The sequence below is a fragment of the Gemmatimonadales bacterium genome (genome assembly GCA_036279355.1).
Taxonomy (GTDB): domain Bacteria; phylum Gemmatimonadota; class Gemmatimonadetes; order Gemmatimonadales; family GWC2-71-9; genus DASQPE01.
In genome coordinates this window covers 1-15,594 of the sequence record DASUJH010000017.1, presented here as the reverse complement: position 1 = coordinate 15,594, position 15,594 = coordinate 1, and the positions used below count along the sequence as shown (strand labels likewise).

Sequence of the window (15,594 nt, the reverse complement as noted above, 5' to 3'; positions counted from 1 at the left end):
TCAGCCCGTGAGCACCGTACCGCCCGACCGGCTGTCCGCCTGTCCGCCTACCCGAGCACCACCCTCACCCGTCCTCCTACGCCCATTCCCAACCGCCGTTCCGCAGATCCATCGCGCACGGCAACCTCGACCAGTCCCCCTGATCCCCCGTACGCCACCAGCGCACCGGCGGGCACGTCGCCGAAGGTGCGGTGGAGGGTACCCAGGTCGAGATCCTCGATCATAACTGATGCATGAGACGGCACCTGCTCCGCGACGAGGTTGGTGACGAGGGTGCCGAACCAATCGACGTAGATGACCTGGCCGACGAGGGTCTTTCCCTCGTATCGGGGCTCCGGAAGCACCAGGCGTTCAGGAATGCCCGCGAAAGCGGGGCCGAGCGCGGCGAGCGGGCGGCCGGAGGCGAGGGCGGCGGCGGCGGGGGCGAAGAGATCGCGGCCCTGGAAGGTGGGGGACGCGTCGGATGGGACGGAGAGCGTCACCATCTCGACAGGAGTGTCGTGGTAAACGCTGGTAAAGACGCCGTTGTCGGGGCCCACGAAAAAATGACCGCGGGCGTGGAACGCGAGCGCGGTGCGGGAGGTGCCGACGCCGGGGTCCACCACGACGAGATGGACCGTGCCGAGCGGAAAGCGGTGCCATGCGCGGCCGAGGACGTACGCGGCGGCGCGGACGTCGCCGGGGGTGATGGTGTGGGTGATATCGGCGAGGACTGCACCGGGAGCTTGTGTCAGGAGAACGCCGCGCACTTCGGCGACGTAGGAATCGGCGCCGCCAAAATCGGTGAGCAGCGTGATGACGGCCGTGGGCGGCTACCCTCGGAGGATCGGCAGCGCGAACGATCGGCCGCCGACCTTCTGCTGCAAGCCCTCCGCGATCTGCTTGAGGCTCCGCGCGGCGGCGCTCTCCGGCTCGGCCACGACGATCGGCCGGCCGGCATCGGCGTGCTCCGCGAGCCGCGGCTGCAGCGGCACATGGCCCAGGAGCGGCACGCCGAGCTCGGTGGCGAGCCGCTCGCCGCCGCCGGAGGAGAAGAGGTCGATCCGCTGGCCGGTGTCGGGATCGGTGTACGCGCTCATGTTCTCCACCACGCCGAAGACCGGCACGCCCACGCGCTCGAACATCCGGGCGCCGCGGAGCGCGTCGCCCACGGCCATCTCCTGGGGGGTCGTCACGATCACGGCGCCCGAGACGTGGGTCGCCTGGACGAGCGAGAGCTGCGCGTCGCCGGTGCCGGGCGGCAGATCGACGATTAACCAGTCGAGCTGGCCCCACTCGACGTCGCGCAAGAACTGCTGCACCACCTTCATGATGATCGGCCCGCGCCAGATGGCCGGCGCATCGCGCTCGACAAGGAAGCCGAGCGACATGAGCTTGACGCCGGAGGCCTCGATCGGCTGGATGCGCGGCCCGATCATGCGGGGGCGCTCGAAGACGCCGAACATGCGCGGGATGTTGGGACCGTAGATATCCGCGTCCATGAGCCCCACCGCCTGCCCGCTCGCGGCGAGCGCCAGCGCGAGATTGGCGGCGACGGTCGACTTCCCCACCCCGCCCTTGCCCGACGAGATCGCGATCACGCGGCCCAGGTTCGGCTGCTCGGGCGCCTGCGGCGCGGCGGGCGGTGTGGCCGGCACCGCGCCGGGCGGGCCGTGCGTCGCCTTTGCGGGACCGCTCGGGTCGACCACGCTGATCTTCACATCGTCGCGGCGCACGCCCTCCACACTCGAAACGGCCGCGCGCGCCTCGCGCACCAGCGTGGCGGGGTCTTCACGCGAGAGCAGAAATGTGAAGGAAACCTTGCCGTCGGAAGTGACGGCGAGGTCGCGGATCATGCCGCCGGAGAGGAGATCGGCGTCGAGCCGGGGATTCCGGATGCGGGCCAGCGCGGAGGTGACCTGGGCTTCGAGCGAATCGGCCACGTCGGCTACACCGATTCGACGTGCTTCACTTCAGGCACCAGCTCGCGCAGGCGCAGCTCGATGCCCTGGCGCAGCGTCACCGACGACGCGGCGCAGCCGTGGCAGGTGCCGCCGAGGCGGAGCAGGAGGCGCCCGTCGTGCTCGTCAAAATCGACGACCTCCACATTGCCCCGGTGAGAGGCGATGTAGGGACGCAGCGTGTCCAGCGTGCGCTCTATGCGTTCGATCGTGTCCATCGCGGTCAGCCCGATCAATTCCTAGTAATCCTCTCGGCAATAGCAATATATGGGCGACCGCGGGCGCGTTCAACGCTTCCCGTTCGGTCCAAGATAGGCACGCGCGGCCTCGAGGATCGTGTGCTGCACGCCGGCCATCGAGCCGGCGAGTGCCAGGCCCGCGGCCTTGGTGTGTCCCCCGCCGCCGAAGGGGCGCGCAAAGGCCGCCACGTCGACGTCTCCCACCGACCGGAGCGACACCTTGATCCGACCCTGCGACACCTCGCGAAAGAGGAGCGCCATCCGCACGCCTTCGATCGAGCGGGGGAATTCGACCACGCCGTCGAGGTCATCGGAAGAGACGCCGAGCCGCTCGATGGCGCCGGGCGGCACGGTGACCCACGCGAGCCCGATCTCGGGCTCCACCACGAGCGTCTGGAGCGCTTCGGCAAAGAGCCGCGGGCGCCCTTCCGGCGCGCGGGCGTACACCTCGAGATAGATGTTTTCGGGGTCGAGACCGGTCTCGAGCAGATCGGCGGCGACGCGAAGCGTACGCGGCCGGGTGTTGCTGAACCGGAACCCGCCGGTGTCGGTGAGCACGGCGATGTAGAGCCCGTGCGCGGCGGCGCGGGTGAGCGGCCAGCCATTGGCGACCGCGATCTCGTAAACCAGCTCCCCGGTGGCGGCGGCGCCGGGATCGACATAGCGCGGGCCATCCGGCAAGGAGCCGGGGCTCACGTGGTGGTCGATGCAGCCGACCGGCACCCCGCGCGTACGCACCGCGTCCGACAGCATGCCGAGGCGGCCCACGTCGGAAATGTCGAGCACGATGACGAGATCGGCGCGGCGAATTTCCTTCACCGCGTCGGCGGTGTGGTCAACTCCCGGGAGGTCATCGAACAGAAATCGATAGCGCGGCGGCGTGGGGGTGGGATTCGTCACGGAAACGACGAGCCCGCGCGCCCGGAGCAGGTGCGCGAGCCCCGCCTCGCTGCCGAGCCCGTCGCCGTCCGGGTTCACGTGGGTCGTGAGGCAGGCGCGCAGGCCGGGCGCCAGCAGGCTGGCGAACGCGGTGGCGGCGGCGGCCCTGTCGGCCGGGAGGGCGAGCGACATGGGCCGGAAGATAAGGCGGTGTCGCTACGCCGCGAACTTCTGCTTGTCCTCCCCGGTGTGCAGCGTGCTGTGCCGGCGCCCGTAGGCGAAGTAGATGACGAGCCCGATGATCATCCAGACGAAGAGCCGGATCCAGGTATCGACCGGCAGCGTCGCCATGAGGCCAAGGCACGAAAGGATGCCAAGGATCGGCACCAGCGGCACCCACGGGGTGCGGAACGGCCGGTTGAGGTCGGGCCGGGTGCGCCGGAGGATGATGATGCCGCCACAGACCAGCACGAAGGCAAGCAGCGTCCCGATGTTCACCAGCTCGCCCAGGAGCTGGATGGGGAACACGCCCGCAAAGAACCCGGCGAAGATGCCGACGAAGATCTGGGTGAGGTACGGTGTCCGGAACCGCGGATGGATGCGCGCCACCCACGCGGGCAGGAGCCCGTCGCGCGACATCGAGTAGAACACCCGCGACTGGCCGAGCAGCATCACCAGGATCACCGACGCGAGGCCGAGAACGGCACCCAGGTTGATGATCCACGCCATCCAGGAGAGGCCCGGCGTGTTGTCCACCGCAAAGCCCACGGGGTGCGACACGTCGAGCATGGTGTACGGCATGATGCCGGTGAGGATGGCGGAGACCACGATGTAGAGCAGCGTGCAGATGCCGAGCGAGCCCAGGATGCCGACGGGCATGTCGCGCTGCGGGTTCTTGGCCTCCTGCGCGGCGGTGCTCACCGCGTCGAATCCGATGTACGCGAAGAAAATCAAGCCGGCGCCGCGGAAGATGCCGGAGATACCGAAGTGGCCGAACTCGCCGGTGTTGGGCGGAATGAACGGGTGCCAGTTGGCCGGATTGATGTAGAAGACGCCGGCCACGATGAAAAGCGCGATGACCCCGAGCTTGAGCGCCACGATCCAGTTGTTGACCTTGGCGGATTCGCGGATGCCGATCACCAGCACGATCGACATGATGGCGACGATGACGACGGCGGGGACGTTGACGATCGCTCCCGTCGGATTGAGTCCCTTCACCACGCATCCCGCGGCGCCCGTGGCCACCTCCGTCGTCTCGCACCATCGGTACGGCGCCGAGGTGAGCGACTTCGGCAGGTCGATGCCGAAGTTCTGCAGCAGGCTCACGAAGTAGCCCGACCAGCCGACGCCCACGGTGGAGGCGCCCATGGCGTACTCGAGCACGAGGTCCCACCCGATGATCCACGCCATGAACTCGCCCATGGTGGCGTAGGAGTAGGTATACGCGCTCCCCGCCACCGGCACCGCGCTCGCCATCTCGGCATAGCAGAGGCCGGCGAACCCGCAGGCGATGCCGGCCGCAACAAAGGAGAGCGGTACGGCAGGACCCGCATTCCGCGCGGCGGCGAGGCCCGTGAGCACGAAGATGCCGGCGCCGATGATGGCACCGATGCCGAGGGTGATGAGGTTGGTTGCCGTGAGGGTTTTCTTGAGCGTGCCTTCGCCCTCGGCATCCGCTTCGGCCCGGAGCACGGCGATCGACTTCGTGGCCCAGAGACTCATGCGAGGCTCCTCGAGGTGTGGGGAGCGGCGGCCGCGCCGCCGGGTGCAGCGTCAGGCGCTGTAGTTCGGTGCTTCGCGGGTGATGGTAACGTCGTGCGGGTGGGACTCACGGAGGCCGGCGGCGGTGACCCGGATCATCTCGACCTCGCACTGCAAGGCCGGCACGGTGGCGACGCCGCAGTAGCCCATGCCGCTGCGGAGGCCGCCGACCATCTGATAGACCACGTCGGCCACGGGGCCCTTGTACGGTACCCGGCCTTCGATGCCTTCGGGCACCATCTTGGTGGGCGTCATCTCGCCTTCCTGGAAGTAGCGATCGGCCGAGCCGTCCTGCATGGCGCCCAGGCTGCCCATGCCGCGGATGAGCTTGTAGCGGCGGCCCTCGGCGAGCACCGCTTCGCCGGGGCTTTCTTCCGTGCCGGCAAGCATCGAGCCCATCATGGCTGAGGACGCGCCGGCTGCGAGCGCCTTCACAACGTCGCCCGAGTACTTGATGCCGCCGTCGGCAATGATGGGGACATCGCCCGCGCCGCGCACGGCGTCGATGATGGCGGTGACCTGCGGCACGCCGACGCCGGTGACGACGCGTGTGGTGCAGATGCTGCCGGGGCCGATACCGACTTTGACGGCGTCGGCGCCGCGGCGCACCAGCTCGCGGGCGCCGGCCTCGGTGGCCACGTTGCCGGCGATGAGCTGGACGTCGGGGAAGCGCTCGCGCAGCTCGTCGACCGTCCGGAGCACGCCCTCGCTGTGGCCGTGGGCCGAGTCCACCACGAGCACGTCGACGCCGGCGCGGACGAGTGCCGCGGCGCGGGGCAGCGTGTCGGGCGACGCGCCGACGGCGGCGGCCACCATGAGGCGGCCGTGCTGGTCCTTGTTGGCGTCGGGGTGCTCGCGGCGCTTGAAGATGTCCTTGACGGTGATGAGGCCCTTGAGCACGCCGGCATCGTCCACCACGGGGAGCTTCTCGATCCGGTGGCGAGCGAGGATGCGCTCGGCCTCGTCGAGGTCGGTGCCGACGGGGGCGGTGATCAGGTTCTCGCGGGTCATCGCCTCGCGGACCGGCTGGTCGAGGTTGCGCTCGAACTGGAGGTCGCGGTTGGTGATGATGCCGATGAGCCGTCCCTCGCCGTCCACGATGGGCACGCCCGAGATTTTGAACCGGCGCATGAGGCCGTAAGCCTCGCGCACGGGGCGGTCGGGGCCCAGGGTGATCGGATTCAGGATCATCCCGCTCTCGCTGCGCTTTACCCGATCGACCTCGGCGGCCTGCCGGTCGATGGACATGTTCTTGTGGACGACGCCGATGCCGCCGGCACGCGCCATGGCGATGGCCATGTCGGCTTCGGTGACGGTGTCCATGGCGGCGGAGACGAACGGGATGTTGAGCGGGACGGTGCGGGTGAGGCGGCTTTGGGTCGAGACTTCGCGCGGGTGTACGGACGAGTGCCTCGGCACGAGGAGCACGTCGTCGAACGTGAGCCCGGGAGCGGGTCGGATTCGGCTCATGTGGAGTGGCGGAACATCTTGAAGAGTAGAAATGGGGGCGGGGGAAGGCAAGGCACCCGCGCGGAGCGGCGCACGGGTGCCTGAGTCGGCCCGATCGTCGGGCGCGCCGAGCGATCAGAGCGCCGCGGCCGCCGCCTCCGCCACCTCTTCGTCCTGATCGCCGCTGCCGCCGCTCACGCCGACCGCGCCCACGATCTGCCCGTCGCGCTTGAGCGGCACGCCCCCGGCGAAGATCATCACCCGCCCGCCGTTCGAGTTCTGGATGCCATAGAACGGGCCGCCCGGCTCGGCCTTCTTGGCCAGCGCCTTGGTGGGCAGGTTGAACGCGCGCGAGGTGAACGCCTTGTCGATCGAGATGTCGATGCTGCCGATCCACGCGCCGTCCATGCGGTGATAGGCCAGGAGATTTCCGCCCGCGTCGACGACGGCGATGTTCTCCGGCTGGCCGACTTGGCGGGCCTTGTCCTCGCCGGCCGCGATCACGCGCCGAGCGTCGTCGAGGGTGATGGTTTCCTGCTGCGCGACCGGGTGTTTCGCAGTGCGCGTCGCCATGGGGGACCTCCTTGCAACTCTCATATCGAGCCGGCCGGCGCTGCCCGCGCCGCGTGCGCGGGGCCGGGTGGGCGTTATTGCGGGAGTATGGGACGGCGGACGCGGCGCGGGTGTGGCGGGGCTCACACGCGATGACTCGGGTCCGGCATTATCTCGTCAGGAAGTGACCGGAAGGGCAACGGCCGGCGCGCGGCCTACCGCGCCGCAGAGGGCTTCACGGCCGCGATGATGTACAGCGGGACGAGCTCGTCGCGGAACGTCCGCCAGATTCCGTACCGGCGGTAGTTCCCCGCGGTGAAGACGACGGCCAGGTCGAGCTCCGGCAGCACGATGAGAAACTGACCCCCATTTCCGTTCGCCTCGTACTCGCGATAGACGCGGTCGCCTGCGCGAATCTCGTTCAGATGCCAGTCGTAGCCGTCGGCACACCTGGACGCGACGTACACCTGGCAGGTGGTCGACCGCTCCACCCAGGCGCGGCTCACGATGCGGCGGCCGCGCCAGGCGCCGCCATCGAGATAGACCTGGCCCAGCTTGAGCAGATCGCGGGGACGCAAATAGGCGCCGCCTCCCAGATAGAACTCCCCGGTCGGCGTCAGGTCCAGGTGGTAGTCGCGGAAGCCGAGCGGCTCGGCGATGTCACGTTGGAAGAGCGCTGGCAGCCAGGTGCCGGTGACACGCCGCACAATGCCGCCCACGAGGTTGACGCCGCCGGAGCAGTACCCGACAAACGTTCCCGGCGCGTGCGCCAGCGGAAGGTCGAGCATATAGCGGTACCAGTCGAGCTGCGTGGTGTCGGACTGCATGGCGTCCTCGTTGCCCGGCAACGTCTGGTCGCCGTTCTCGTCGCAAGGGAGCCCGGACGTCATGGTCATCAGGTGCTCGACGGTCATGTCGCGCTTGCGCGGATCGGCGTCGGCGGTGGCGGCGTACTCCGGCATGAGGGCGTACACGCGGTCCTCGGGGCTCACCCGTGCGCCGTGCTCCATCGCGGCGCCGAGCAGCACCGAGGCGAAGGTCTTGGAGGCGGAGCGCAGGTCGTGGGGACGCTCGCGGTCGAAGCCGAAGAAGTACTCTTCGAGCACGAGCTTGCCATGCCGCGCGACCAGCACGCTGTGCACCAGCGGGGCGTCGCGCGCGGCGGGATCGACGTCCCAGAGGCGCTGCACCAGCGCGGCGAGCGGCGCGGCGTCCATGCCGGCGTCCGCGGCGATGGCAACGGGCCAGCCGTCTCCATCGTCGGCCGGACGACGGTAGGTGTAGCGGGCGGGCGCCGGCGGGTGCGGGTAGAAGCCGGCGGCGTGCGTGCGGTCGCGGCGGGTGAGGACGGCGGCGGTGCCCAGGTCGGCAAGATGAAGGGTGACCACGTCCGCGCGGCTGTCGTACGCGCCCTCGAGCTGGCGGGTCGAATCGCGCAAATCGGTGAGGCGGAGCTGCGCGTCGTCCAGCGCGACGCGCAATTGCGCGTCGCGCTGCTTGCCGTCCGGATTCCTGAGGAGTGCGGTGAGCGAGCTGTCCGGCTGGCGGTCCACGAGCAGATAGAGCGACAGGCGATCCTCGAGCGGCTGCACGACGCCGCGCCATTCGCGCGCGGGCCCGCCGCTCGCCGGGGCAGCCGTGAGACTCACGAAGCTCGTGTACCTGAGGATGTTTCCCGACGGCACCGGCTGGATCCACTGTCCGGCGATGCGCCGGCGATCCGGCGAGAGCGTCGCGCGCAACTCGCCCTCGCCGCCGGGCAGGCTCAACGTTACGCTGTCGCCGGCGATGCGAACGGCGGTTTTCCGGCCGGCGATCTCCGCAGTCCACCCCCAGCCGGTCCGGCGTATGATGAGCGTGCCGTGCACGCGCGGGCCCAGCACCTGCTCGCTTCCCCACAAGCCGATGAGGCGCGCCGCCATGTCCGTGGAGGGCGCCGGGCCCGCCGGGCCACCACCCAGCAGGACGATGCATGCGAGGCCAATAATCACTGGAGTTCCTTGCGTGCCGGCTCCAGTCTGACACCCCGCCGGAGGGAATGGTTGCGGGGATTTTCCTTGCGCCGAGCCGGCGCGATCGGGCAACGCGGCTGAGCGCGCGATCCCATGCCGCCAAGCAAACCGCCGCCCGGAGGCGGCGGTCGCCGTTCTGCCTTTCCGATCGGCGAGCGCACACGGCGCCCGCGGTCGTGGTGCCTACGAGCAAACGCCGCCGGTCACCGTGCCGGAGTCGCCTCCGGACCCGCCGTAGGTGCCGCTGATGCTGGTCGCCGTGATGGTGCCGGTCACCACGGTCCCGACCGACGCGCCGTTCTCCAGCACGTTGATTGTCACGTTACTGCCGGAGTTAGTTCCCGAGAGCCCGCCCGACTTACCATCGGTCCCCGAGGCCCACGCGCCCCAGAGCGTACCGTCGGTCAGGTTCACGGTAATGTTGAAGTGCCCCTGGTCAGTGTTGCCGCTAAACGTGCCGCAATAGTTGCGAATCGTCGCGCTGGCGGAGGACTCGGCCGAGAACGAGCCACTGTCGGTGGGCGACGTGAACGTCCCGTCGATGCGTCCGTTCGCGAACGTGCCGGTAAAGGTGTAGCCGCCACCGGAGAGCGAAAGTGCGTGGCTCGAGGTGTCGTAGGTACCCGTGAGCTGGACGGTCGCGCCGCCGTCGAGTTTGAGCGTGCCGGTCACCGTCACCTCGGTCGACGCAGCGGCAAAGACCGGCCGGGTCACAGTTGGGGCCGCGGCGGTGCCCTGCACCCGCACCACGTCCAGCGTGGTGCTGGCGACGCTGAAGCTCAGGGCGCCAGTGAGGGTCGGGCTCGCAATCACGCCGTCGAACGAGGTGGAATTATTTGAGGGACCCGTGGGACTACTGCTGCACGCGGCCAGCACCAGCATCGGCACGACGCCCAGGGTGAGGGCGGCGGCCCGCAGGCGCGACCCGCCCACGGCACTCGAGATGTCGATCACGGGTAGCTCCATCGGCAGAAGGGTTGGTCGGGCGGCGCAATCGAGGCGCCTAACGCTTGCGTAAGTGCCGACGCGCACAGGCATTCCGCGTGCCAATCGGCCATTGCGTGGAGGGGGTCCCGAGTTGGCGACGTAACCCGTTGCAGCGCCATGCCCCAGGCTCACGCGACGGCGAAGCGTCCCGGGAGAATGCCGTGGGTTTGCGGGGTGGCTGGCTGCGAGACGGTTGCGCCAGGCGCGTAATGCGCGAGCGGCGCTCATCCGTGCGATCCGGGCCGTCGCATCTCTCCCGCGCTTTCGCGCGGCCGGCCCGGCGGTATGTTCTCCACCATCCCCCAAAGGAGATCGCCGTGACGCCACCCGTGGCACTCGCCGGGCTCACCCTCCACGTCGCCGACGTGGACCGCTCACTCGACTTCTATCGCCAGTTACCGGGCGCTGCGATGCTGTTCCACATGCCCGGTCAGTTCGCGTTGCTGCGGTTCGGTCAGGGGAGACTGGGGCTTCTCGCAGATACGAAGCGGCCGTTCCATGTGGAGCTGGAGGTGCCAGATCTCGATGCCGCCGCGGCCGAGCTGCAACGCCTCGGCCTCGCGATCGAAGGGCCGACCACGCGCTGGTGGGGCGAGCGCGACGTGCTGGTGCGCGATCCGGATGGAAACCTGCTCGAGTTCGCGGAGCCGCAGGCGGAGCAGCCGCCGAACGCGTGATACCATGGCGGCATCCCGTCGACCTCGCCAGATTGACCCACATGGCCGCGCCCCAGACTGGCACCGTGCCCCAGGTCCCGACCCAACTCGCCGCCGCGCTCCGCGACCGCTACGTCCTGGAGCGCGAGATCGGCCGCGGCGGAATGGCGGTGGTTTACCTCGCGCGGGACGTGCGGCACGAGCGGCCGGTCGCCCTCAAGGTGCTCCGCGCCGAGTTCGGGTCGACCGCAGCGGCCGAGCGCTTCCAGCGGGAGATCACGACGGCGGCGCGGCTCCAGCACCCGCACATCCTCACGGTCCACGACTCGGGCCAGACCGCGGGCGAGCTCTGGTTCGTCATGCCGTACGTCGATGGGGAGACGCTCCGAAGCCGGCTCAAGCGCGAAGGCGCGCTGCCGGTGGACACCGCACTCCGGATCGCGCGCGACGCGGCCCAGGCGCTGGAGTACGCGCACGGGCATGGCGTGGTCCACCGCGACATCAAGCCGGAAAACCTGCTGCTCACGAGAGACGGCAACACGCTGGTGGCCGACTTCGGCATCGCGCGCGGGCTCGAGACCGCCGCCGACTCCAGCCCCGCGCTCACCGGCACGGGCCAGGTGATCGGCACGCCGGCGTACATGAGCCCGGAGCAGGCCGCGGGCGACAGCGCGATCGATGCCCGGAGCGACGTGTACAGCCTGGGCTGCGTGCTCTACGAGATGCTCGCGGGCGAGCCGCCGTTTACCGGTCCCACGGTGCAGGCGGTGATGACCAAGCGATTCATCGACGCCGCGCCGAGCGTGCGCCGGCTGCGCGGCGCCGTGCCGGCCGGCGTGGACCGGGCGCTCGCGAAGGCGCTCGCGCGGGTGCCGGCCGACCGCTTCTCCTCGGCCCGCGCGTTCGCGGACGCGCTCGCGGCCCCCGCCACCGTGGAGCCGCGGGCGCCGTCGGTCGCGGTGCTTCCATTCATTAACCTCAGCGCCGATCCGGAGAACGAGTTCTTTACCGACGGGATCACCGAGGACGTGATCGCGCAACTCTCGAAGGTCCGCTCGCTCAAGGTGATCTCGCGCACCTCGGTGATGCCTTTCAAGAAGCGGGAGCAGGGACTCCGGGAGATCGGCGCCGCGCTGCACGTGGCGACGGTGCTCGAGGGCAGCGTGCGCCGCGTGGGCGACCGGGTGCGGATCGTGGCACAGCTCATCGACACCGAAGCGGACCAGCACGTCTGGGCCGAGACGTACGACCGGCAGATCACGGACATCTTCGCGATCCAGGCGGATGTGGCGGTGCAGATCGCCACGGCGCTCAAGGCCGAGCTTACGTCCGGCGAGCATGCGCGGATCGCGCAGGAGCCCACCCGCAACCTCAGCGCGTGGCAGCTCTACCTCCAGGGGCGGCACTGGTACGACCGCTACACGGAGGAGGGATTCCGTAAGGGGGTCGAGTACTTCCGCCAGGCGATCGCGGCGGATCCGGGGTACGCGCTCGCGCACACCGCGATGGCGTTCGCGTACGCCGAGTACTCCGCGGGCCAGGGCTGGAGCCCGCTCAGCTCGGAGGCGGTGTACGCGGAGGCGATAGCGGCGGTCACCCGCGCGCTCGCGCTCGATCCCGATCTGGGCGAGGCGCACGCGGTGCTCGGGCTGCTCAAGTGCGTGCACGACTTCGACTGGGCCGGCTCCGAGCGGGAGTTCAAGATCGCCATCGAGTTGAACCCGGGCTCGGCGGACGCGTACGACCACTACGCATGGCTCTGTTCCGCCCTCGGCCGGCACGACGAGGCGGTGGCTCTGGCGCGGCGCGCGCACGAGCTGGACCCGCTGATGCACCGGTCGGACGTGGCGACCGAGCTATTGCGCGCGGGACGGTACGAGGAGGCGATGGCGGAGGCGTTGCGCGCCGTCGACTTCGAGCCGGACCATACGCGCGCACGCTCGACGCTCGGGTGGGCGTACGTGCTCATGGGAAGGATGGACGAGGGAGTGGCCGAGGTGGAGCGCGCGGTGGCGCTGACGCCGGGCAACAGCCTCTTTCTGGGGCAGCTCGGCCAGGCGTACGCGCTCGCGGGGCGGCGGGACGATGCGTACGAGGTGTTGCGGCAGTTGGATGAGTTGTCGCGGCGGAGCCACGTGCCGCCATATCATCTGGCATACGTGTACACGGGGCTCGGCGAGGACGACCGGGCGATGGACCTGCTGGAACAATCGTACGAAGAGCGGGCGGGGAGCGTGTACGGGGTGAAGGGGTCGTTTCTGTTCAGGAGCCTCCGGGGGCACCCGAGGTTCAAGGCGTTGCTCAGGCGGATGAATCTGGAGTGAGCGCCGCGCCGGTCAGGCCGGCATCTCGAATCCTTCCTTCAGCACCCACACCTTGAGCGCAAAGAAGAGCCGGATCATGGCGGCGTAGTCGCCTTCGGCGACGAGGAGCACGAGCGTGCGCGCGTCGGTGCCCTTGGTGGGCTTCACGTTTTCCTTGATGCGCATGCGACCGCGGAGCGCGTCGAACCAGGGCGGGAGCGCGCCGCGCTGGTCGGTGCGGACGATGGCGCGGCTGCGCTCGCCGGAGGCGTCGGCGAGGGCGACCTGGCAGTAGCGGCGGCCGCGGGCTTCGCCGCGGGTGGCGCGCATGAAGGTGAGCGAGCGGTCGGGCAGCTCGGCCCAGGCGGCAACGCTCGGCGCCGTGCGGGGGCGGACCTCGACGCGGTCGGCCGGTTTCTGGGGGATGCGGACGATGAACTCCCACGCGTTGCGGGAGGGGAAGTTGGTGTCGGTGACGTGGAAGGATTGCTCAGTGCCGCGCTGGCTTTCGCCGCCGAAGGTCCAGGTGGCAGGGCGACTGTCGGCGGGCTCGACGAGGATGCGGTCCAGCTGATACTTGGGGCGGCGGGGCATGGGTGATCTCCGCGATAGAAGATCCCTGGCTACCGTCTGGCTACAGCGGCCAGAACGCTGTTCCGGTCACGATGCGGGCGAGGCCAAGAAGGAATAACCAGATCGCGGCCACGAGCAAGAACCAGAAGTCGAAGAGCGGCGCCGCGGCGCTCAGCGATGGAAGCCCACGGACCGGCCGAGTACGAGTTCGCGGCCGAGGGCGCGAGCGTCACCCTGCTGGCGGCGCATGGCGGAGAACTCGGCGCACAATGCGGACGCGAGGTCCATGCGGTCGTCATCGAGCGTCCTGAGCAGAGCGGCCGAGCAGATCGCCTTGAGGTGCGCGCCGGCCACGCCCTCGCTCTGGGCTACCACGTCCTCGAGCACGGCGGGCGGAAGCTCCGACTCCGAGGGCGATCGGAGAAAGCGGCGCACGAGTGCCGCCCGTTCGCCGGGCCGGCACCGGAACCACCACGACACGGTCGAAGCGGCCCGGGCGGTCGAGCAGGGCCTGGTCGAGCGCGCGCGGGTCGTTCGAGGTCGCCACCCAGAGCGCGGGCACCGGGAGCTGGAACATCCCATCGAGACAATTGAGTAGATATTCGCGCGACATGCCGCCCGAGGTCAGGATCTGATCGACGTCCTCGATCACGATCATCGCTCCCTCGCGGGCCCCGGCGGCGCTCGTGAGCATCGAGCTGAATTCGTTTTCCGACTCGAGGCGTCGCACCGGCATGAAGAGGTGCGCCTCGGCGTCCGGGTAGCGGGTGAGCAGGTGCCGGACGAGCTGGGTCTTGCCGGTGCCGGGCGGCCCGGCGAGCAGGAGGCCGCGATGCGGCGAGAGTTCGAGCGCGGCGGCGCGGCGGCGCAGGCTCCAGAAGCGATCGAGCCAGCCGAGGAGGTCGCGCTTGAGCTCGGGCGCGAGGATCACGTCGGCCTCCTCCACACGGGGCGGCTTGAGGCTGCGGGGCGCGCCGCCCCAGCACTGGAGGCGTTGGGGTTCGCGGATCGATCCCAGTGTGCGGCAGAGCGTGCGAAGACTCTCGCCCGTTCGGCCGAGCATGACGACGCAGTGCACCAGATCCCACGTGCGGGGGCGCGCGCGGGGCGTGGGGACGACGGAGCCGGCTACGAGGTAGTCCTCGCCCGCCACGCGCGCGGAGTAGGCGCCGGTGGCGTGCGTGATCAGATCGCGGCCGCCGTAAGGCGCGTCGCCGATCGTGAAGAATTCGCCGGCCGAGTCGTAGGCACGGTGGCTCTCCTCCGAGAAGATGCAGCACTCCAGGAGGTACTCGGTGAGACCGGGCAAGCGGTGCCAGGTGCCACCGGCGGCGCGGATGTTTGCGAGTACGGCTGTGAGGTTCATGGGGCGGACGAAGACTTCTTCGCCGAGCTCGAGCCCGACGGCGCGGCCGGCGGCGCGCAGGGCGTCGTAAAGGGCGGCTGGGAGGAGCGAGAGGGGCAATGCGGCGGAGGCGGACATGCTCGGGCTCGGCGCTGTGGCGGTCGATCGGATGCGGTGGAGGAGCCGAGCGGCGTATGCAAGTGGCGTCCCCGATCGCGCGCCGGCAAAATGTTGACAGCGGCGGCTGAACCGTTGCCGGGGACCGCGCGAACGCAGTGTCAGAGAATGAGGCGATCGAAGTGGACGAGCAGCGCGAGCATAGTGCCCGGCAGGTTGCGACGAGATGCTGCAACGCGCGGCGGCGGATGCGAGATTGGTGCCGCGCGGTGCTCCAAATCTGATTCGGTCTCGGCTGTGCCTGACCGAGAGCTCGGAAACCTGGCGTCCGTCCGTGACCCACCAGGCAGGCCGGCTAGCTGCTCCGACAGGTGCTCGTCGACGAGCAGCCGCACGGCCAGGTCAGGCGGCCGAAATGGTCAGCGTTCGACGCTCGCGTTCGGCAGCGGAGGCGAGAGATGCGCGGATGTCCTCCGAGGTCAGCTGAGGAAATTCTGCCAGGAGCTGCTCTGGAGAGGAGCCGGCGGCCAGATACGACGCACGTCGCCCACGGTGATCCGCGTGCCGCGCACTCGTCCGCGTCGACGCGGTATGGCGAAGCGCGCGAAGGGCGATGCGTGTTCCGTGCGCAAATTGGAGATCAGCGGCGCGACTGCCAGCGGCGTGGATGTCGCCGTCCGTGCATCACGCCCAGCACAACGACCTCCTCGGCCAGCACACGGAAGTATATGGCGTATGGAAAGCGGGGTATTCGAATTCGGCGGATCTCGCGATGCACGCG

At 69.6% G+C, this 15,594-nt stretch carries 13 protein-coding genes; 2 read left to right on the top strand and 11 right to left on the bottom strand.

Annotation, left to right across the window (positions count from 1 at the left end; all coding sequences use genetic code 11):
* Positions 1–47 precede the first annotated feature (47 nt).
* The 9 genes from VFW66_03830 to VFW66_03790 all read right to left on the bottom strand — a co-directional run bounded on the left by VFW66_03830 (position 48) and on the right by VFW66_03790 (position 9,798).
* Positions 48–791, bottom strand: coding sequence for an SAM-dependent chlorinase/fluorinase (locus VFW66_03830; GenBank protein HEX5385810.1), 744 nt, complete (start codon positions 789–791; stop codon positions 48–50).
* Between the two features lie 21 nt (positions 792–812).
* The gene (locus VFW66_03825; protein HEX5385809.1) at positions 813–1,922 is read right to left on the bottom strand and encodes an Mrp/NBP35 family ATP-binding protein; all 1,110 of its coding nucleotides are present in this window, start codon (positions 1,920–1,922) and stop codon (positions 813–815) included.
* Positions 1,923–1,927: 5 nt separating this feature from the next.
* Positions 1,928–2,176, bottom strand: a complete 249-nt coding sequence (locus VFW66_03820; protein HEX5385808.1) for a NifU family protein — start codon at positions 2,174–2,176, stop codon at positions 1,928–1,930.
* Positions 2,177–2,227: 51 nt separating this feature from the next.
* A complete protein-coding gene (locus tag VFW66_03815; GenBank protein ID HEX5385807.1) occupies positions 2,228–3,250 on the bottom strand; it encodes a bifunctional oligoribonuclease/PAP phosphatase NrnA in 1,023 nt (340 codons plus the stop codon).
* A gap of 24 nt (positions 3,251–3,274) precedes the next feature.
* Positions 3,275–4,780, bottom strand: coding sequence for an amino acid permease (locus tag VFW66_03810; GenBank protein HEX5385806.1), 1,506 nt, complete (start codon positions 4,778–4,780; stop codon positions 3,275–3,277).
* Between the two features lie 51 nt (positions 4,781–4,831).
* Complete coding sequence (gene guaB, locus VFW66_03805) at positions 4,832–6,289, bottom strand: IMP dehydrogenase (GenBank protein ID HEX5385805.1); 1,458 nt, start codon at positions 6,287–6,289, stop codon at positions 4,832–4,834.
* A gap of 114 nt (positions 6,290–6,403) precedes the next feature.
* Entirely contained in the window at positions 6,404–6,841 is a 438-nt protein-coding gene (locus tag VFW66_03800; protein ID HEX5385804.1) for a heme-binding protein, read from the bottom strand.
* A 194-nt stretch (positions 6,842–7,035) separates the two neighbouring features.
* Positions 7,036–8,742 carry a serine hydrolase gene (locus tag VFW66_03795; GenBank protein ID HEX5385803.1) on the bottom strand — a complete coding sequence of 569 codons (1,707 nt, stop codon included), beginning with the start codon at positions 8,740–8,742 and terminating at the stop codon, positions 7,036–7,038.
* Between the two features lie 273 nt (positions 8,743–9,015).
* Positions 9,016–9,798: a hypothetical protein gene (locus VFW66_03790; protein HEX5385802.1), complete on the bottom strand. Its 783-nt coding sequence runs from the start codon at positions 9,796–9,798 to the stop codon at positions 9,016–9,018.
* A gap of 338 nt (positions 9,799–10,136) precedes the next feature.
* Between VFW66_03790 and VFW66_03785 the strand changes: the two genes are divergently transcribed.
* Both VFW66_03785 and VFW66_03780 read left to right on the top strand, forming a co-directional pair.
* Positions 10,137–10,496 (top strand): VOC family protein, encoded by a 360-nt coding sequence (locus VFW66_03785; GenBank protein ID HEX5385801.1) that lies wholly within the window; start codon positions 10,137–10,139, stop codon positions 10,494–10,496.
* Between the two features lie 65 nt (positions 10,497–10,561).
* Positions 10,562–12,799, top strand: coding sequence for a protein kinase (locus tag VFW66_03780; protein ID HEX5385800.1), 2,238 nt, complete (start codon positions 10,562–10,564; stop codon positions 12,797–12,799).
* 12 nt (positions 12,800–12,811) lie between these two features.
* Here VFW66_03780 and VFW66_03775 read toward each other — a convergent pair whose 3' ends face one another.
* Together VFW66_03775 and VFW66_03770 are read right to left on the bottom strand one after the other, a co-directional pair.
* Entirely contained in the window at positions 12,812–13,372 is a 561-nt protein-coding gene (locus tag VFW66_03775) for a hypothetical protein (GenBank protein HEX5385799.1), read from the bottom strand.
* A 274-nt stretch (positions 13,373–13,646) separates the two neighbouring features.
* Entirely contained in the window at positions 13,647–14,834 is a 1,188-nt protein-coding gene (locus VFW66_03770) for an ATP-binding protein (protein HEX5385798.1), read from the bottom strand.
* Positions 14,835–15,594 lie beyond the last annotated feature (760 nt).